The organism is Phyllobacterium myrsinacearum (assembly GCF_002980555.1).
GTDB lineage: Bacteria > Pseudomonadota > Alphaproteobacteria > Rhizobiales > Rhizobiaceae > Phyllobacterium > Phyllobacterium myrsinacearum.
On the sequence record NZ_PVBT01000011.1, the window covers coordinates 17,633 to 36,067 of the forward strand.

The window sequence follows — 18,435 nt, forward strand, 5'->3', positions numbered from 1 at the left end:
ACAATACTGACATATCGATTGCCGTTGTTTTGCACGGCTGCCGCCACATAACCTTATTCGCCGGGAGCCTTGACCATTTTCGTATGGCCGCTGATGTCAGCGCCTGCCGATTGCGAGAAGCGGAGATTCCAGATCGTTGCAGTCAGCGAAATCGCCGTTACGACGAGAAACGCCGCCGAGAAGTCACCAAGTTCCGGTGTCGCGTGGCTTCGCACCAGCATTGAGCCTGAAAGGGCCAGTGCACCGACGCAGATACCGAGCGACAACATGAGCTGCTGGAATGTCGTATAGAAACTGGTGGCGGAACTCATGCGTTCCCGTCCGATCTCATCATAGGCAACCGTGTTGTAGGCGGTGAACTGGAACGACATGAAGAACCCGCAGCACAGCAGGACAGAGAAGATAAGGGGCAGGGGCCAGTCGGGCCGGAATGCCGCGCAAAGCGCATAGCCGAACGTTGCAATGAGACCATTGACGATAAGGCTCGCGCGGAAACCGAAGCGCCGCAGGATTTTCGGCGCAACGGCCTTCATCATCATCGAGCCGAGAGCGGTCGCCACAACGATACCGCCCGCACGCGCTGCAGAAAATCCAAAACCCAGCTGCAGCATGAGCGGCAATAGAAACGGCTGGGCACCCTGGGTGATGCGGGTCAGTGATCCGGCGATGACAGACGTGCTGAAGCTGCTGACGCGCATGAGCGAGAAATCGAGAATGGGGGAGGGGTGCCGCCGGGCGTGCGCGAGATAGCCCATGCCGAAGATCACGCCCACAATGACGAGCAAGCCCGCCAGCTGCCCTTCTCCCGGACGGCTTGCCATTTCGAAGCCGAAAAGCAGAGAGCCGAGTGAAATGCCGGAGAGGAAAAGGCCGAGAAAATCGAAGGGGCCGTCGGATACGCCCTTCACCTCTTCAATGAAACGCCTGACAAGGATGAAACCAATGCAGCCGATGGGCACGTTGATATAGAAAATCCAGCGCCAGTCGAAATAGGTGACAATCAGTCCGCCGACCGGCGGCCCGAGGATGGGGCCGACGAGCGCGGGAACCAGCAGCCAGGACATCGCCGAAACGAGATCCTTGCGCGCGACACTGCGCATCAGGACGAGCCGGCCAACCGGCATCATCATCGCACCGCCGAGCCCCTGGATGATCCGGGCGAGAACGAGAAAGCGCAGATCCGGTGCCTGCGCGCACAGGATCGAACCGGCGACAAACACCGCTATTGCCGCGCTGAAAACGGTGCGGGATCCAAAGCGGTCGGCGATCTTGCCGCTCGCCGGGATGAAGATGGCGAGACTGAGAAGGTAGGAGGTGAGTGCAAGGCTCATGGCCGGGGGATTGACGCCGAAATCGCGCGCCATGGTTGGCAACGCCGTTGCCAGCACCGTCGCATCGAGTTGTTCCATGAACATGGCACTGGCAATGATGAGCGCTATGGTGCGAAAATTCGGACCTATTGTTTTGTTGTCAGGCGTTTGGATCGTCAGTGGCCGGGCCGGGGAGGCCTGACTGGTTTGGTCCGACATGGTCGGGTTCGCTCTCGGTAGCGCGTACATATCAGAAAGAAAATGCCGCGGATTTGCAAACGGCGGTCAGCCGTGGGGAAACGCCCACCGATATAAACCTGCGATTATGCGATATCCATATACATTCTCGTGATTCATTGTACCTGGTACAAAATAATTGCCGGTTGTGTGCTGCCGGTGCTTGTCGGAACATCCTTGGACTTGTGCCTATTGCCAGTTAGGATCGCGTTGCCAATCAACCGCGGATTTCGCTCATGACGCCTGACGAACTGAAGATAGTGCGCCGCGCCTACGCGATGCAGATCGCAGCTGCAGCGGGAATCGCTGACAAAGCCGTCGAAGATGCGTTTGCTGCGATGCCCAGAGAAGATTTCCTCGGGCCTGGACCGTGGCCGGTGCTGCGGTGGCAGGAAGACTACACGCCGACACCCGGCGCTGATCCAGTTTATCTCTATACCGACAGTCTTGTGGGCATTCTGCCCGAACGGCACATCAACAACGGCCAGCCGTCGCTGCACGCCTTCCTTCTTTCGCAGAGCGCTCCCCGCAAAGGCGAACACATCGTGCATATCGGTGCCGGTACCGGCTACTACTCCGCAATCATGGCGCAGCTCGCTGGTCCATCCGGCAGGGTCACTGCGATCGAATACGACCCGGAACTTGCCGCAAGGGCGCGCGCAAATCTCGCCGCCCATGCGAACGTTTCAGTGCTGCAAGGCGACGGAAGCAAAATTGGATTTGAAGCCGCAGACCTGATCTATGTCAATGCAGGGGCGACCAAGCCCGCAGATATCTGGCTCGACCGCCTCAAGGAAGGCGGCAGACTGATCCTGCCGCTCACGACCGAAAAGGGCTTCAGCAGCGATTGGAGCAAAATACACCGGCGTGGCGGCGTCTTTCTGATAACGCGTGAAGCGGAGAAATTTTGGGCCAGGTGGATATCGCCGGTGGCGATTTACCCATGCGAGGGAATGCGCGATGCGGCATCGGAAAAGGTGCTTGCGAGAGCCTTTGAGAGCAGTGACTACAAACGGGTCACGCGCCTCTATCGCAGCGAGGACATTCCAGCAGAACGCTGTTGGCTGCGGGCACCAGGCTGGTCGCTCGCCTACGCTTGAGGACCGGTTTCGGGCAGGCGAGGCGGTTTCCGACCTTCCATTGCGCCGGATAAATCAGAGGATCGCCGTGCCCAGCAGCCATAATCCGGCTGCGCACAGTGCAAGCCCGGACAACCGGGAAAACCAGCGTCCCCTCGCCACCAGCTTTTCAGCAAGAACAAAGATCGCGACAGCCGCAATCCACAGGACATTCATCACCCCGCCGATGAAGAGCAAACCCATCAGCGCCCAGCAACATCCAACGCAATACATGCCGTGGCGAAAGCCAAGCGCAACGGAACCCGGAGGATCACGCCGGAACCCGCCGTGCCGATGAATGAACATGACAGGCGCCTGGCACTGTCTGAGGCAGATATCCTTCAGCGGCGTCCACTGAAACAGCCCGACGGCGATCAGCATAATCCCGCTGAAAATACCGCTCGCGCTCGTCATCATGGGGGTGAGTAGCAAGGTACTTTCCAAGGCCCATTGGCCAAGGGTCGCGGCACAAGCGAAAGCCATCCAGGCGAGAAAATAGCCGCCAAGGAAGAACCCCGTTGCTGCCAACGGCTTGCCTTCCACCTCACTGTGCCGGCCAACCCGCGCGTAGAGCAGGATCATCGGTGCGGCGGAGGGTGTCATCATGCCGATCATCATGACCATCCACATCAACAATGTGACAGCAAGTTCGGTCATGGTCCACGGCCGAAACCCGGACATCATCATCGCATCGAGCGAAGCGGCATCCATGCCCTGCATCGCCGTGTCATCGCTGTACATGCTGCGTGCGAGCCAGAAAATATAGGCCCACGCGATCATTGTGAGTGCGGCAAGGGATGCGGCGACGATCCATCGATCGCGCCGCAGTACCGCTTCGAGCGCAGTGGCACTCATCACATTCAATGCACCACACCGCTTTGGGTGAGATGCAGTCTGGCGAACTGCGCATGAGAGTCAGGGATGGACAGCTTCAGAGGGCCTTGCGTCTCAGCCCAGCCGCGCCCCACTTCGCATGTGTCATATTCAAAACCGTTTGGCAGGTTGATGCGCGCGCGATGGGTCTGGCCGGTGACCGGATTGAGGATCGGCTCGCCGCGCGCCTCGATCCATCCGGGAACGTTCAGACGCGCCGTGCGGCCGCTCACATCCACTTCAAAATCCATTTTTGCAAAGACCGGATCGTGGACTTTCTCGAACGTCGTCGAAAAGACCTGGAAAAACGTCGCGCCAGGTTCGGTATCCAAGCCGCTGACGATGCGCAGCAGCGCTTCACGCTGCCCGGCCGACGCACGCTCATCGATGATCGGCACGGCTTGGCCCTTGCCCTCATGGATCGCTCCCGGCCAGGCCACGATCATGGCGCATTTCAGCCCGTCCAGTTTTGTGGTTCCGTGATGACCTTCGTCGATTGCAATGGCCGCAACTGCGCAGCAATCTCCCCGGGTCGGCAAAGCGTTGAACTGACAGGGGCAGCCATAAGCACAGTTGCAGTGTACGAATTCACGGCCCACGAGGGTCCATTTAACGTCCGTCATTTTCTCCTCCTGTTTCTTGTTTTATTTGTTCTTTGTTCTCCAACGGATATTTGACCATTCGTCCGGCGCAGGCCCTGCCTTGCAGGCAGACAAGCGTCGCTCTATGCGGCAATCTGCGAAGCGGCGGACATGAGTTCCTGCGGCGCCGGCACCCCAAACATGTAACGGCCGCCTTCGGGCACTTCGGTAAAGCTCCAACGCACGATACCATCGCGATCGAGCAGAAACTCTCCCACGAGCTGACCTTCGCCCGTTGCGATCATCTGGCGGTCCGCTTCGGAAAATTCATATCCGTCCAATTTATCGAGAAACTCGACCGCTGCCATCGTATTCATCGGTCCGGGCAGTTCGCCGGGCATGTCAATGCGCATATTCATGACGGCGTCCGCGCTGACCTTGTATGGCCAGTCGCTTTCAGCCGCGTTGAACTCGACATTGGGCAGGCCGAATGCCCGGTGCGAGACCCGTTCCGGATCGGAAGCAGCCAGCAGATTGGGCAAGGGGTGGTATCTGAAATAGAGCCGGGCACGGTCGATTGGCGTATTCACCACTGTCAGGCTGCCAATGCCTTTCTCACGCAGGGCACCTTCGAGCTGCGACATGGCGGTGATCTGGCGCCGGCAGAACGGGCAATGCAAACCGCGAAACAGGCCCACCAAAACCGGCTTGCGGCCGCGAAAATCATCAATGGCGACTTTGCCCTGACGCGTGATCGCGTCGAGCACAACATTGGGCGCCCGGTCGCCGGGTTGCAGCGGTCCTTTGATTTGAGGTTCGGGCATATGCATCATCCCCTTCCACGCGGCTAGTCAAGAAATGGCAGTACAACCAGCGCTTCAGGGTCGAGCCCATGTTGGACGCAGACCTCTTGCGCCATGGCGAAATATCGTTCCGCCTCGGCCAAATCATCGAGGTCGAGATTGAGCGTCGCCAGCCCATCATAACACGGAAACAGCAATTGTGGTTCACCGATTTCGCGCGCCACCTCAAGGGCTTCATTGTAGCATTCACGCGCCCGCTCCGGTTGATCGTGGCACTGATGAATTTGTCCAAGCACGACGAGCGGAACGGCGAGGTGATCACGCTGATCGAGCGCACGATCGATCTCGATCGCCTTTTCGACCGCAGGCACGCCTTCGCTGACACACCGGTCGGTGAAGGTGCAATAGGCCACGGCAAGATTGGCAAGGAGACGCGCTTGAAAGCCCAGGTCGCCGATGCGGCGCGCCACAGCCAGCCCGCGCTGGCACACCTGAATCGCGCGCTCCGGGTTGACCATCGTATAGAGCACCGAAAGATTGGTGTAGCCGCGACAGGCAGCACTGAAAAGGCCGGCATCTTCTGCGACCTTGACACTTCGCTCCACCTCGCTCAGCGCCTCCTGGCTCCGGCCAAGCCGTGCGAGCGCCACCCCCTTGGTGTTGAGCGCTTCCGCAGTGACCCGCGCCGTTTCGATCTCACTTTCGACGCCGGTTTCGGACGCCAGGGTTTGAGCATAGTGCAAGGCCTTATCAGCCCACCCCACGGCAGCAGCGTGGTCTCCGGTGCGAAACGCAAGGTGGCCGCGTTCCTGCGAGAGATGCGCGTGTTCAATCAGCGGACTCATTCCTTCAAGCAGTGCTGCTGCCTCGGCATAGCGTGCCTCAGCCTGCTCGCGCTTGCCGGTGTCCCAAAGCAATCGCCCAAGCTTGCGCAATATTCTTGCGGTAGCCGCGAGATCACCCGTGGACCGATGAACCTCAAGGACGGTCTGGTATTGTTCGTCAGCCACATCGCGCTGACCGGCAGGCCCGCTAAGATCGGCAATGCGTTCGCGCAGGAGCAGCGATTCCCGTCCCTCATCGCCAGCGGTCGACAGGGCATCCAGTGCCTGCCTGTAGAAACGGAGCGCGTCGTCATTGGCGTAGGTCTTGCGCGCCCGGTCGCCCGCCGCCGTCAGATAGCGTGCGCCTTTCATTCTGGCTGCGGTTTGGCTGAAGTGATGGCCCAACATTGCCAGATCTTCGAGACGTTCCGGGTCGTCCCCATACAACCGCTCCAGTGTATCGCCAATGAGCGCATGCATTTCGATGCGCCGTTGCAACAGGAGATTGTGATAAATCACGTCATGAAGCAGCGTCTGCGTGAAGCGGTAAGCTGGTGCCGATATCGGGTTTGCGCCAGGGATTTCCTCGATGATTTCAGCATCGCAAAGAAGATCGACCCCCGCTTCCACACGTGCCGGAGCAGCCGAAATGGTCTTCAAGAGCTTTGTATCAAAACGAGGCCCAATGACGGCAGCTTCCTGAGCCAATCTGCGCACGTCCGGCGGCAACCTGTCCATTCGGGCGAGCAACATTGCCTGTATACCGGCGGGAATATCGGCTGCAGCCGCCCTGTTCGCAACCCGCCAATGCCGTTTGTCCCTGTGCACGGCGCCAACTTCAATGAAATGCCGCACGATTTCCTCGATAAACAGCGGATTGCCATTGGCACGGTCGAGAATGCGGTTGCACAGATCGGCAGGCAATCCATTGGGGCCGTGACCGAAGAAGGCAGTGAGCAGTTTCCGGCCGTCATTGGCATGCAAAGGGGGAAGGCGCAGCGCCGTCAGGCTGATGCGGCTTGAATCGAGCATATCCGTATCAAACGCAGGCCGATGCGTTGTCAGCAGCATGAAGCGGCTGCGCTCCAGACGGTCCATCAGAAAGCGCAATGCCTCAAGCGAGGCGGCATCAGCCCAGTGAAGGTCTTCGACGACGAGCAACAGGGGCGAGTGCGCCAGACGCTGCTCGAAAATGGTGCGGATTGCGTAGAATATCTGCCGGCGCAACTGCTCAGGCCCGACCTGACGCAGCACACCATCGGATTCGCCAAGGCCCATCACGTAAAGCAGGAGCGGCATCAACTGCTTGACGTCGCCGGGGGCGAGACCAAGTTCGCTCAGCCCGGCCGCAAGCAGCTCTTTTGTTTTCTCCGGTGAATCATTGGCGCTGATTTCATAGGCGCTGCGCAGTACAGCGGCAAGCGTGCCATATGACGGCTCACCGAGCGGCGAACAGATGGCGCGCCGGACCACGACATCGGCGAACCGGGCTTCGTCACGCATGCCTGTCAGAAACTCTTCCGTCAGGCGTGATTTTCCAATGCCTGCCTCACCGATCAGGCGCACCAGTTGGGCCCGGCCAGCATATGCCAGGTCGAGACAGCCAAGCATGCGGTCAAGTTCCTTTTCACGTCCGACCAGCGGTGCGCTCAAGCCAAGCGTTTCAAGGCCTCGTGCGGTGCGCGGCGCCTCGAGAACGCCCACCAGCCGGTGCACGGGAATACTGCCAACCTTGCCGCGCAGGGCCTGGTCACCCAGTGAATCATAAGCAAAGGCATGGCGTGTAAGCCGGTAGGTCAAAGGCCCGGCAAGGATCTCGCCCGGTTTCGCCATTGACTGCAGCCGCTGTGCGCTGTTGACCGTATCGCCTGTCACCGAATAGGATTTGGCGCTGCCCGCGCCGAAACCGCCGGTAACAACCGGCCCCGTATTGATGCCAACGTGCAGAATGAGAGGCGAACCGGTGCGGGTTTGCCAGCGCTTTCCCACCGCTGCGGCCCGGTCAGCCATGTCCAGCGCCGCGCGAAGTGCCCGCTCAGGGTCGTCTTCATGTGCGACCGGAGCCCCGAACAATGCGAGCAGCGCATCGCCGATGAACTTGTCGACAAAACCGCCGAAGCCCTGAACCGCCGCCGTCAGTTCCTCGAAAAGTTCGTTCTGGAGTGTTTGCATTACTTCCGGATCAAGCCGTTCGCTCAACGTGGTGAAACCGCAGAGATCGGCAAACAGCACAGTTACGGTGCGCCGATCTGCACCGGTCTCGGGTTTGATCGGAACGGGCAGGGGAGCTTGCCCCGGCATCTCTCCCGGCTTTTGCGGGCCACTGACTGCCGGCGCATCGGCGATCTGCGTCCCACATTTTGGGCAGAAGAGGAAGTCGGGCGGGCACAGATATTTGCAGCTGGGGCACACACTGGCTTGCTTCGCGCCACATTTTGGGCAAAACGCAAAACTACTTTGAACGTCAAAACCGCAACTCGTGCAGTTCATCGATGTGACCTCGCGGGAAGCTGGATGTGCGATCCTGTCGCTGGTTATATCCCGCGGACTGGGCTCCCCAACAAATAATGGACCTGCTGCGAGGAACTGGCAAGCAGCAGGACTTCAAACCAACAATGCCAGAGCAGATTTTGTCTCAATAGAACGCATTCTGTTGAAACAAAATCTGCGCTCGAGATAATCGGGTTGCAAGTGTTTGAGCAGGGCATTACTGAAGACATGCCAGCACACTCCTCTTGGGTGCTGGCATCCCCCACCCCAGGGAGAAGGTCTAGGACCTTCACAACTTGGCCGGACCCAGTGGTCCGGCCCTTTTCCAGGGGTGTCCGATGAAAATTGAATCTACTCAATTGCTGGATAAAGATCGCGTAATCTATCTTATGGAACTCGCATTACTCTCGCGAATGACAGGGGCATAGCGGGCAGCATCGACCACATCGGGACGTCCAGCCAAAGCAAGCGTACTGATCCGTTTTGGCGTGCGTGCGATGACCTTGCCCGCCTTGATGACCACCAGCCGGGCCGCCTTGAGCCGGATGGCTTCGATTGCATCGGCAGCCTGCAGCAGCACCATATCCGCCTTGCAGCCGACCTCGAGACCATAATTTTCCAGATTGAGAATCCTGGCAGGCGCCGTGGTAACCGCAGCAAAACACTGGTTCATGGCGCTGCGGCTCGTCATCTGCGCCACGTGCAACCCCATGCTGGCGACGTCAAGCATGTCGGCCTGACCCAGCGAGTACCAGGGATCCATCACGCAGTCATGGCCGAAGGCAACGGTAACACCATGGGCCAGAAGCTCTGGAACCCGGGTCATGCCGCGGCGTTTCGGATAGGTGTCGTGACGGCCCTGAATGCCGATATTGATCAGTGGATTGGCAATCGCGGCCACGCCGGCCTCTGCAATCAAAGGTAGAAGCTTGCTGACATAGTAATTGTCCATCGAATGCATGGAGGTCAGATGCGAGCCTGTCGAACGGCCGCCAAGACCAAGGCGCCGGGTTTCATAGGCCAGTGTTTCGATTTGCCGTGACAGCGGATCGTCGGTCTCGTCACAATGCAGATCGATCATCAGGCCGCGATCCGCCGCAATCTCGCAGAGCGCTTTGACGCTGGCTGCGCCATCGGCCATGGTGCGCTCGAAATGCGGAATGCCGCCAACCACATCGACGCCGCGATCAAGCGCCCGCTTGAGCAGGTCGACCGCACCCGGATAGCGGTAATATCCATCCTGCGGGAAAGCCACCAGCTGCAGGTCGATATAGGGTGCGACCTTTTTCTTGACCTCAAGGAGGGCTTCGACACCCAGCAGGCGCTCATCGCAGACATCCACGTGGGTCCGGATTGCCAGCAGCCCCTGTGAGACCGCCAGATCGCAATAGCGCAGAGCGCGCTCAACCACCGCTTCATGGGTGAGAAGCGGTTTCAATTCACCCCATATCTGGATTCCATCGAGCAGCAGCCCGCTGTCATTGAGGCGCGGCTGGCCGAGCGACAGCGTTGCATCCATATGAAAGTGACTATCGACAAAGGGGGGCGAAACCAGAAGACCGCCGGCATCGATCGTCTCCCCCGCCTCCCCGACCAGATTGACGCCAACCGCAACAATGCGGCCCGATTGCACGCCGATATCGATAGCCGTACGGCCGTCAGGCAAGGTTGCATTGGTGACTTTCAGATCGAACATGGAACCTCTTTGACTGTTTTGCCGGTTGCACTGTCTCTACTTTAACAGGCAAACACCCCATACCCGCAACGGGCAAACAGCACTGCAGAAAACTGCGATTGACACCGGCGCACTCAACTCACGTTAGTTGTTGAAGAGCAAAGGATTATCCCCATTTCAATGGAATAAAGAGGATATAGGGATAATCCTTTGAATATCAACTTTCTAATTTAGTTGTATCGGTGTATTATCCCTCTTGCTGCCAACAATGCAAGGTTTGGGGATAAGATGAGTAAATTCAGGGAATTATCATCAGATCAGATACGCCAGCTCATTGATACGGAACAGGCCTATGATGTCTACCGGACCAGCCTGAAGGAGTATGAACAGCGTTTTTCCGGGTCGATGTCGTGGAAGAAAAGCACGAACGGCAAGAACTATCTTTACAAGAAGACACAGGGTATCTGGAAATCCCTTGGCCCTCGCTCGGCCGAAACCGAAGCAATCTTCGGGCAGTTTCATACGGGCCGCGAAAACGCCAAGACCCGTGTTTCCCGTCTGGCAAGGCGATTGGATGAACTTGCCCCCGTCAACCGGGCCATGGCGCTGGGCCGGGTACCGCTTCTGACGGCACGCATCATCCGCGCGCTCGGGAAATCGGGGTTGATCGGCACGGCAGTCGATGTCGTCGGCACCAATGCGCTTTTTGCCTATGAACGCATGGCCGGTGTCCAGATCACCGGCGGGCTTTTATCGACACAGGATGTCGACCTGTTGTTCGACTCCCGGTTCAGCCTGCGGCTGATCAGCAAGGATTTTTCCCATAAGGGCTTGATCGGGCTTCTGCAAAAAATCGATCATTCGTTTGCGCCACTGGCGAGAAACGGGTATCGCGCCGCCAACCGCGACGGCTTTCTCGTCGATCTGATCAAGCCGACGCCGAAGGACCGCATGTCGACGCGGGAGAAAACCCGGTTCAGCGCCGATGAAGAGGACCTGCAGGCAATCGAAATCGAAGGCCTGACGTGGCTGGTCAACAGTCCGAAAATCTCGACTGTTGTCATCGACGAAAAAGGCTATCCGCTGGACTATACCTGCCCTGATCCGCGTGCCTTCGCCTTGCACAAGCTATGGTTGTCACGCCGCATCGATCGCGATGCCGCCAAACGCGTACGCGATGAGTTGCAGGCCAGAACCGTTGCCGGACTGATCCGGACAAGGCTGCCGTACCTGTCCTTCGAGGCAAATGACCTGCAGGCACTTCCCCTGGCATTGCGCCAATTGGCGCCCGAACTCGATCCCGTGCCTGACGATGATGCCGGCGAAACTCTGAGTCTCACGCCGAACTGGTAAAAAGCCCCTCCCGGATGATCCGGAAGGGGCGCTTTGTCTTAGTTATAGGCCTGCATGGGCGGGCAGGCACAGACGAGATTGCGATCTCCGGCCACGTTGTCGATACGCGACACCGGCGGCCAGTATTTCGGGTTCTCTTCGCTCTCGCCTGCCGGCAGACTGGCTTCCCTGCGGGTATAGGGATGCGACCAGTCATCAGCCAGCACATCCCCGGATGGGTGCGGTGCATTGACCAGAGGATTGTCGTCACGCGGCCAGACGCCACTGGCAACCTTCTCCGCTTCCCCGGCAATGAGGATCATTGCATCACAGAAGCGGTCGATCTCGCGCTTGGATTCCGATTCCGTCGGCTCGACCATCAGCGTACCGGCAATCGGCCAGGACATGGTCGGAGCATGGAAACCGTAATCGATGAGACGCTTGGCGATATCCTCGACGCTGATCCCGGCACTGTCCTTCAGCACGCGGGTATCGAGAATGCACTCATGCGCCACGCGGCCGTTCTGTCCCGTGAACAGAACAGGATAGTGGCCCTTCAGCCGCTCTGCGATATAGTTGGCGTTGAGAATAGCCATCTCGGTTGCACGCTTGAGGCCAGCTCCGCCCATCATGCGGATATACATCCAGGTGATGGGAAGAATGGAGGCGCTGCCGAATGGGGCCGCTGAAACCGCGTGCTGCGATCCCTTGGCCACGTGACCGGGCAGGAATGGAGCAAGGTGCTTCTTCACGCCGATCGGACCAACACCTGGCCCGCCGCCGCCATGGGGAATGCAGAAGGTCTTGTGCAGGTTCATATGGCAGACATCGGCACCGATATCGCCGGGACGGGCAAGCCCAACCAGCGCGTTGAGGTTGGCACCATCGAAATAGACCTGACCGCCATGCTGGTGAATGACCGTGCAGATATCCTTGACACCTTCTTCGAACACGCCATGGGTCGAGGGGTAGGTGATCATCAGCGCTGCGAGATTGGCGCTGTGCTGCTCGGCCTTTGCCTTGAGGTCCTCAAGATCGATATCGCCAGCCTCTTCACACGCCACGACCACCACACGCATGCCAGCCATATGGGCACTGGCCGGATTGGTGCCATGCGCTGATTCCGGGATAAGGCAGATATCACGATGCGCATCGCCCCGATCCAGATGATAGCGGCGAATGGCCAGGAGACCGGCATATTCACCCTGGCTGCCGGCGTTGGGCTGCAGTGAAACCGCGTCAAAGCCGGTGATCTCGGACAGCCAGGCTTCCAGATCGTCGGTCATTGCCTTGTAGCCAAGGGCATGGCCGGCAGGAGCAAACGGATGCACATTGGCAACGCTGTTCCAGCTGACCGGAAGCATTTCGGCAGCGGCGTTGAGCTTCATCGTGCACGAGCCGAGCGGGATCATGGCGCGGTCGAGCGCCAGATCCTTGTCCGCCAGACGGCGCAGGAAACGCATCATTTCGGTTTCCGAACGCTGCTGATGGAAAACGGCCTGGGTCATGAAACCCTCGGCCTGCCTTTCGCCGGGTAATGTTGCCTTTGCTTCCGCAGGCAGATTGGCACCGAAAAGCGCACTGAGTGCTTTCAGGTCCTCTTCCGATGTCGTTTCATCCACCGTGATGCCCAGGCGGTCCTGATCGACAACGCGCAGCAGACGTCCACCCTTTTCGGCTTGCGCTGCAATGGCGGCAGCTTTGCCGGGTGCAGTGACCGTAACCGTATCGAAGAACTGCGATCCAGCGATGGAAAGGCCCGCCCCTGTCAGCGCAGCAGCCAGACGGGCTGCCTGGGCATGCACGCGGCGGGCGATAGCCTGAAGCCCCTGCGGGCCATGCCAGATGGCATAGGACACCGCCATATTGGCCAGCAGCGCCTGCGCGGTGCAGATGTTCGATGTCGCCTTGTCGCGGCGGATATGCTGCTCGCGCGTCTGCAAGGCGAGGCGATAACCTGCCCGTCCCTTGCTGTCGACGGACTGGCCAACCAGACGGCCCGGAATGAGCCGCGTCAGCGTTTCGCTGACGGCGAGATAGGCGGCGTGCGGGCCGCCATAACCGATCGGCACGCCAAAGCGCTGCATGGAACCGGCAGCGATATCGACACCGGCCTTGGCAGGCGGCGCCGTGATCGTCAGGGCCAGCGGATCGGCCACGGCGATCACCAGCGCACCAGCGGCCTTGGCTGCTTGAATGACCGAAGCATGGTCGCCATAGACACCGAATGTGTCCGGCCATGGAACGATGATCGCTGCAACGCTGACGTTGATCTCGCCTTCATCCACGGTCATGCCCAGCGGCTCGGCGCGGGTCTTGACCACATCGACGGTCTGCGGATGCAGGGCACCGGCAATCACGATGCGGGTGCGCTTCTCACGATGATGGCGATAGGCAATGCCGACGGCTTCTGCAACGGCCGTCGCCTCGTCCAGGAGCGACGCGGATGCAACCGGCAAACCGGTCAGCTCCGTTACCAGCGTCTGGAAGTGGAACAGCAGCTCAAGGCGACCCTGGCTGATTTCCGACTGATACGGTGTATAGGCAGTATACCAGGCCGGATTTTCAAACAGATTGCGCAGGATGACGGCGGGCACATGGGTGCCGTGATAGCCCTGCCCGATAAAGCTCTTGTGGGTCTTGTTCTGGCTCATCTTGGCAGCAAGCTCGGCCAGAGCTTCCGATTCAGTGGCGGCCTCGGGAATGTCGAGTGGCCGTTCGAGCCGGATGGATTTCGGCACAGCCTGCGCAATCAAGGTTTCCAGCGACGGAATGCCAAGAGCGGCCAGCATGGCGCGGGAGCCTTGCGTGCTCGGACCGATGTGACGGTCAGCGAACGGGAATATGGTGTCTTTCATCATCATGCCTTCAGCCAATGATTGCTTTGTAGCCTGCCTCGTCGAGAAGGCCGGTCAGCTGATCCGGATTGGACAGCTTCATCTTCCATAGCCAGCCGTCGCTTGCGGCGGCCGAATTGACCAGAGACGGATCGCTTGCGGTTGCATCGTTCACTTCCGTCACTTCGCCATCGAGCGGCGCATAGACGTCCGATGCCGCCTTGACGGATTCAACCACAACCGTGGCATCGCCCTTGGACAAGGATTGACCGACGTCCGGCAACTGGACAAAAACCAGATCGCCGAGCTGATCCTGCGCGTGATCGGTAATGCCGACCGTCGCAATGTCATTCTCGACGCGGACCCATTCGTGATCTTCGGTAAAGTAAGTGGCTGCCATCTCAATTATCCTTTGTGGTAGCGATGTGGAGTGAAGGGAAGTGAATGAATATCGACCGGGACGCGGTTACCCCGCACCTCGGCGAAAACCTTGGAGCCCAGCGCGGACAGCTCCTTGCTGACATACCCCATGGCAACGGGGAAACCCGCCGAGGGTCCGAAACCGCCCGAGGTGACCAGCCCGACCTTGTTGCCGTCGGCATCGAAGAGTTCGGCATCGGTGCGCACCGGCTGCCGGCCATCGGGCTTCAAGCCGACGCGCTTCTTGACGGATCCTGTTGCGATTTTGGCGAGAAGGGCCGCGGCGCCGATAAAGCCCGCCGTCTCGCGTACCGGCTTGGCAATGGCCCAGAGCAGTCCGGCATCCACCGGATCATAGTCCGGCGTTATGTCATGGCCGTGCAGGCACAGGCCTGCTTCGAGACGCAAACTGTCGCGGGCGGCAAGCCCGATCCAGGCAACACGCTCGTCGGCGAAAAGTTTTTCGACAAGCACACGGGCATCGGCTTCCGGCAGGCCGATCTCAAAACCATCCTCGCCGGTGTAGCCGGAGCGGCTCATGAACCAGCCCGGCTTCGGCTCAAATCCGTTCATGAAAGCAAGGTCAGTTCCGGCAATACCGGTATCGCGCAACACATTCACGGCCTGCGGCCCCTGGATGGCCAGGAACACACGATCCAGCGCGTCGATCTTGCAGTCGAAACCCTTGGCGACACCGCGTAGATGCGCTTCGTCCGCCGCCGCATTTCCGGCATTGGCAACGACCATGAAATGCTCATCGCCGAGACGCGTGACGATCAGGTCATCGAGGATGCCTGCCTTGTCATTGAGAAAGAAGGTGTATTTCGACTGACCCGTCTGAAGCGCAGACGCATCAAGCGGGCATGCGCGTGACAAGAGTGCCGCGGCCTGTGGCCCGGCCACATCAAAGAGCTGCATATGCGAAATGTCGAAAAGCCCGGCCTTCTCGCGCGTGTGAAGGTGTTCCTTCATCACACCGAGCGGATAGGTGATCGGCATCGACCAGCCGGCAAAACCGCCAAAGCGCGCATTCGCAGCCTTGTGCAGATCGTCAAGCGGCAATTGTTTCAGATTATCTTCAGTGCCCATTTTTACTCCAGAGACGTGCAAAGACCTCCGCCACACGACGGAACATTTCTTTGCCCCTCTGTCGGAAGCCTGAGAGACTCGCTCAATCAGGACCCCTGACTGAACTTACACCTTCGGCGCGGAGTTTCCCCCGACTTTCCAGAGTTGCCTTCCCGGTTTGCGGTTCCTGGTACCTGAGAGATTTCGGGCGATTTCCCCTTCGGTGGCCTGCACATTTCCATGCACGACACTCTCCCGCAAACTGACAGGGCCGAAGCCCTCGACAGGCCGGACCATAGCGCAACGGCCTCTGCCTGTCATCGTGCAAATGGCCGATTTGCCGCTTTGTGGACAGAAATTGTCTGAATGAGGATACTTCAACAAGGAGTACCCGCTGTCAGCGGGTCAGGGCAATCACCCCAAGCGCCTGCCCCCTGCCCTTGACGCCATGCATTCCAAGGTAGTTCGCCTTGATTTCATTGGAGAAACTCATCCTCTGTGCCAATTCGCTGGAGATCAAAACCGGCGCGGCCAATGTGCGGCAGAGGCTTTCCAGCCGCGCTGTCGTATTCACCGTATCGCCGAAATAGGTGATCTTGTGGTGATCCACCCCGATCTCGGCCGTGATGATCGGCCCCCCATGCAGGGCTGCACGCAGGCGCGGCACCCTCCCGAATCGCTCAAGCCATTGATTTGCATTCTTTTCGATACTGTCCAGAATATCAAAAACACAGCGCGCGCAGCTGGCATCCTTGATGCCGCGCTCAATGGGCCATGTGATGATGGCCGCGTCCCCGACATAGTCGTCAATGGCTCCGCCGTGACGCCGGACAGGTTCGGCAAAGGCGGCAAAGAGCGCGCCGAGAAACTGCTGGGCCCGCAGATCGCCATGTTCTTCGGCAAACGAGGTCGACCCGACAAGATCGATGAAAAGGAACACGCGCTCTTCAGCCACGGGCTGGCGGTAGCGGCTCATCAGAAGGCTGGCAAAAATGTCGCGGCCAAGAAGATCGCGCACCCGCAGGATGAAAATCATGACGGTCAGGACGGCAAGCGTGTAGAGCAGCACCTGCGGCGAAAGCGTTGCAACACGCCAGAAAGGTCCGTCAATCCAGCCGAAGCTCCACAGCGTTATCCCGCAAACGGCATTGCCGATGCTGATCAGCACATAATCGGCTATCAATGCAGTGACGAGAAAACCCGCTGTCGGCAGCGTGTTGATCCAGGCGCGCAACTTCGGAAAGATGAGCCCGCGTTCAAACGCCAGGATCGGAGCACAGATGGAAAGGGCAAACACCGCCCCTAAAAAGTACCCCTGACTGTAGACCAGCCAACTGTAGAGATAGCCGCTTGCCGCGACTGCACTGATAAGGAATACCCACAGTCCCACTGAATTTCTGCGCATATTCCCGTTCCGATCCGTTTCAAACTTTCAGGGCCGCCTTCAAGACCGCGTCCCTTCGTCATTTCATTGATGCGCCGAAAGATACTATCCAACCAATAGATATCTAAGATATCGCGATATCCATCTAGAGAATTATATGGAGGATCATCCCATCAGACTCACCGCCGTGCAAATTGTACATCGGTTACGGTCAATTTAAGGCTCCAGATTACTGGAAAATGACCATCGCCGAATAGTCGTTCAACGACAAACCCGATGCCCCGCATGCAAACCACCGGGATAATCCACGCCGTCAGCGAGCGGAATATTAATACAGTTTGCCCGCCGATTTTTAGCAAAGCGTTCTTTGACGGGCCTCGAAATCCGATAAAATCTGATTGCCTCTGAAAACGGAGTCCGCGCTGCCTGTGGCAATGCGTGGCTTCAATCACATGGAGGCCATACCCCAAAATGGGCTATGCACTGAGTTTGCTCGATAAAAGTCCGATCCACGATGGCGAAACGGCCAGCACCGCACTGAAGCGGACGGTTGCGCTTGCCCGCCAGGCAGAACAGTGGGGCTTCCACCGGTTCTGGGTGGCTGAACACCATGATGCGCCAACGCTGGCAAGCTCGTCACCGGAAGTGCTGATCGCCTTTCTGCTGGCCAATACAAGCCGCATCCGCGTCGGCTCCGGCGGGGTCATGCTGCAGCACTATAGCCCCTACAAGGTGGCCGAGAATTTCAATGTCCTGGCTGCACTGGGGCCTGGCCGCGTCGATCTCGGCGTGGGCAAGGCCCCCGGCGGACTGCCGTTTTCGACGCGTGCCCTGCAAGGCGTTGTCCCGCGGACGCAGAAGCAGGATTTTTCCGCCCAGCTCGCCCAGCTCAGCGCCTTTCTCGATCAAGGACTGCCTGCGGATGACCCGCTTGCCGGGGTTCAGGCGACGCCGCGCCCTGCCATCGCCGCCAACCGCTTCCTGCTTGGCGCCAGCGTCGACAGCGCGCTGCTTGCCGCCTCCCAGGGCTGGGATTTTGTCTTCGCCAGCCATCTCAACGGCGACGAAACGATCCTGCAGGAGACACTGGACGCGTACCAGAAGGCAGCGCACGGCCGTGCGCCTCTCCTTGCCGTGGGGATCGTGGCGGCCGAAACGGATGCGGAGGCTGACCGGCTGACCGGCAATATCCAGCACTTCAAGGTGCATGTGGACAACGGCCAGAGCGTCACCGTCGGCAGTGTCGAACAGGCTGAAGAATATGCCCGCCAGTCAGGTGCAGCCAGTTACCGGATCGAGAAAAAGACGCCCAATGTCCTGCGCGGTGCGGCGCGCACGGTTTCTGATCAGCTCGACCGGCTGCATGACCGCTACGGCATAGGGGAATTCATCATCGATACCCCCATCAATGACGCTGCAAAGCGCCTCAGATCCATCGAACTACTGGCCCAGGCGCAATTCGCCGCTGCCGCGTGATCAAGGA

Annotated in this window: 13 protein-coding genes and 1 riboswitch; of the genes, 3 read left to right on the forward strand and 10 right to left on the reverse strand. The window is 59.1% G+C overall.

Going from position 1 to position 18,435, the window contains the following annotated elements; all coding sequences use genetic code 11:
- Nucleotides 1-53: 53 nt before the first annotated feature.
- Entirely contained in the window at nucleotides 54-1,529 is a 1,476-nt protein-coding gene (locus tag C5750_RS25610) for an MFS transporter (protein ID WP_105738183.1), read from the reverse strand.
- Between the two features lie 254 nt (nucleotides 1,530-1,783).
- On the opposite strand from C5750_RS25610, the gene C5750_RS25615 reads away from it, so the two are divergent.
- Nucleotides 1,784-2,647: a protein-L-isoaspartate O-methyltransferase family protein gene (locus C5750_RS25615; RefSeq protein ID WP_105738185.1), complete on the forward strand. Its 864-nt coding sequence runs from the start codon at nucleotides 1,784-1,786 to the stop codon at nucleotides 2,645-2,647.
- Nucleotides 2,648-2,701: 54 nt separating this feature from the next.
- Here C5750_RS25615 and C5750_RS25620 read toward each other — a convergent pair whose 3' ends face one another.
- The 5 genes from C5750_RS25620 to C5750_RS25640 all read right to left on the reverse strand — a co-directional run bounded on the left by C5750_RS25620 (nucleotide 2,702) and on the right by C5750_RS25640 (nucleotide 9,932).
- Nucleotides 2,702-3,523 carry a DUF2182 domain-containing protein gene (locus tag C5750_RS25620; protein ID WP_162800226.1) on the reverse strand — a complete coding sequence of 274 codons (822 nt, stop codon included), beginning with the start codon at nucleotides 3,521-3,523 and terminating at the stop codon, nucleotides 2,702-2,704.
- Between the two features lie 2 nt (nucleotides 3,524-3,525).
- The gene (locus C5750_RS25625) at nucleotides 3,526-4,161 is read right to left on the reverse strand and encodes a DUF1326 domain-containing protein (protein WP_105738189.1); all 636 of its coding nucleotides are present in this window, start codon (nucleotides 4,159-4,161) and stop codon (nucleotides 3,526-3,528) included.
- A 101-nt stretch (nucleotides 4,162-4,262) separates the two neighbouring features.
- A complete protein-coding gene (locus C5750_RS25630) occupies nucleotides 4,263-4,943 on the reverse strand; it encodes a peroxiredoxin-like family protein (RefSeq protein ID WP_105738235.1) in 681 nt (226 codons plus the stop codon).
- 23 nt (nucleotides 4,944-4,966) lie between these two features.
- Nucleotides 4,967-8,236, reverse strand: coding sequence for an adenylate/guanylate cyclase domain-containing protein (locus C5750_RS25635; protein ID WP_105738191.1), 3,270 nt, complete (start codon nucleotides 8,234-8,236; stop codon nucleotides 4,967-4,969).
- Between the two features lie 382 nt (nucleotides 8,237-8,618).
- Complete coding sequence (locus tag C5750_RS25640; protein ID WP_105738193.1) at nucleotides 8,619-9,932, reverse strand: amidohydrolase family protein; 1,314 nt, start codon at nucleotides 9,930-9,932, stop codon at nucleotides 8,619-8,621.
- Nucleotides 9,933-10,199: 267 nt separating this feature from the next.
- Here C5750_RS25640 and C5750_RS25645 point away from each other — a divergent pair, with 267 nt between their 5' ends.
- Complete coding sequence (locus C5750_RS25645) at nucleotides 10,200-11,264, forward strand: GSU2403 family nucleotidyltransferase fold protein (protein WP_105738195.1); 1,065 nt, start codon at nucleotides 10,200-10,202, stop codon at nucleotides 11,262-11,264.
- Between the two features lie 38 nt (nucleotides 11,265-11,302).
- Here the strand turns inward: C5750_RS25645 and gcvP are convergent, their stop codons facing one another.
- From gcvP to C5750_RS25665, 4 genes are all read right to left on the reverse strand, one after another.
- Nucleotides 11,303-14,101, reverse strand: coding sequence for an aminomethyl-transferring glycine dehydrogenase (gene gcvP, locus C5750_RS25650; RefSeq protein WP_105738237.1), 2,799 nt, complete (start codon nucleotides 14,099-14,101; stop codon nucleotides 11,303-11,305).
- A 10-nt stretch (nucleotides 14,102-14,111) separates the two neighbouring features.
- The gene (gcvH, locus tag C5750_RS25655) at nucleotides 14,112-14,489 is read right to left on the reverse strand and encodes a glycine cleavage system protein GcvH (RefSeq protein WP_182552720.1); all 378 of its coding nucleotides are present in this window, start codon (nucleotides 14,487-14,489) and stop codon (nucleotides 14,112-14,114) included.
- Nucleotides 14,486-15,589: a glycine cleavage system aminomethyltransferase GcvT gene (gcvT, locus tag C5750_RS25660; RefSeq protein ID WP_105738199.1), complete on the reverse strand. Its 1,104-nt coding sequence runs from the start codon at nucleotides 15,587-15,589 to the stop codon at nucleotides 14,486-14,488. The genes gcvH and gcvT overlap by 4 nt, the downstream gene beginning before the upstream one ends.
- Before the next feature lie 150 nt (nucleotides 15,590-15,739).
- Nucleotides 15,740-15,836: riboswitch (glycine riboswitch) on the reverse strand.
- A 129-nt stretch (nucleotides 15,837-15,965) separates the two neighbouring features.
- The gene (locus tag C5750_RS25665) at nucleotides 15,966-16,973 is read right to left on the reverse strand and encodes an adenylate/guanylate cyclase domain-containing protein (RefSeq protein WP_105738201.1); all 1,008 of its coding nucleotides are present in this window, start codon (nucleotides 16,971-16,973) and stop codon (nucleotides 15,966-15,968) included.
- Nucleotides 16,974-17,423: 450 nt separating this feature from the next.
- Between C5750_RS25665 and C5750_RS25670 the strand changes: the two genes are divergently transcribed.
- Nucleotides 17,424-18,428 carry an LLM class flavin-dependent oxidoreductase gene (locus C5750_RS25670; protein ID WP_105738203.1) on the forward strand — a complete coding sequence of 335 codons (1,005 nt, stop codon included), beginning with the start codon at nucleotides 17,424-17,426 and terminating at the stop codon, nucleotides 18,426-18,428.
- Nucleotides 18,429-18,435: the final 7 nt, after the last annotated feature.

Coding starts and splice junctions, on each gene's coding strand:
- C5750_RS25610 (WP_105738183.1), bottom strand. CDS start 1,529: ATGTCGGACCAAACCAGTCAGGCCTCCCCGGCCCGGCCACTGACGATC.
- C5750_RS25615 (WP_105738185.1), top strand. CDS start 1,784: ATGACGCCTGACGAACTGAAGATAGTGCGCCGCGCCTACGCGATGCAG.
- C5750_RS25625 (WP_105738189.1), bottom strand. CDS start 4,161: ATGACGGACGTTAAATGGACCCTCGTGGGCCGTGAATTCGTACACTGC.
- C5750_RS25630 (WP_105738235.1), bottom strand. CDS start 4,943: ATGCCCGAACCTCAAATCAAAGGACCGCTGCAACCCGGCGACCGGGCG.
- C5750_RS25635 (WP_105738191.1), bottom strand. CDS start 8,236: ATGAACTGCACGAGTTGCGGTTTTGACGTTCAAAGTAGTTTTGCGTTT.
- C5750_RS25640 (WP_105738193.1), bottom strand. CDS start 9,932: ATGTTCGATCTGAAAGTCACCAATGCAACCTTGCCTGACGGCCGTACG.
- C5750_RS25645 (WP_105738195.1), top strand. CDS start 10,200: ATGAGTAAATTCAGGGAATTATCATCAGATCAGATACGCCAGCTCATT.
- gcvP (WP_105738237.1), bottom strand. CDS start 14,101: ATGAAAGACACCATATTCCCGTTCGCTGACCGTCACATCGGTCCGAGC.
- gcvT (WP_105738199.1), bottom strand. CDS start 15,589: ATGGGCACTGAAGATAATCTGAAACAATTGCCGCTTGACGATCTGCAC.
- C5750_RS25665 (WP_105738201.1), bottom strand. CDS start 16,973: ATGCGCAGAAATTCAGTGGGACTGTGGGTATTCCTTATCAGTGCAGTC.
- C5750_RS25670 (WP_105738203.1), top strand. CDS start 17,424: ATGGGCTATGCACTGAGTTTGCTCGATAAAAGTCCGATCCACGATGGC.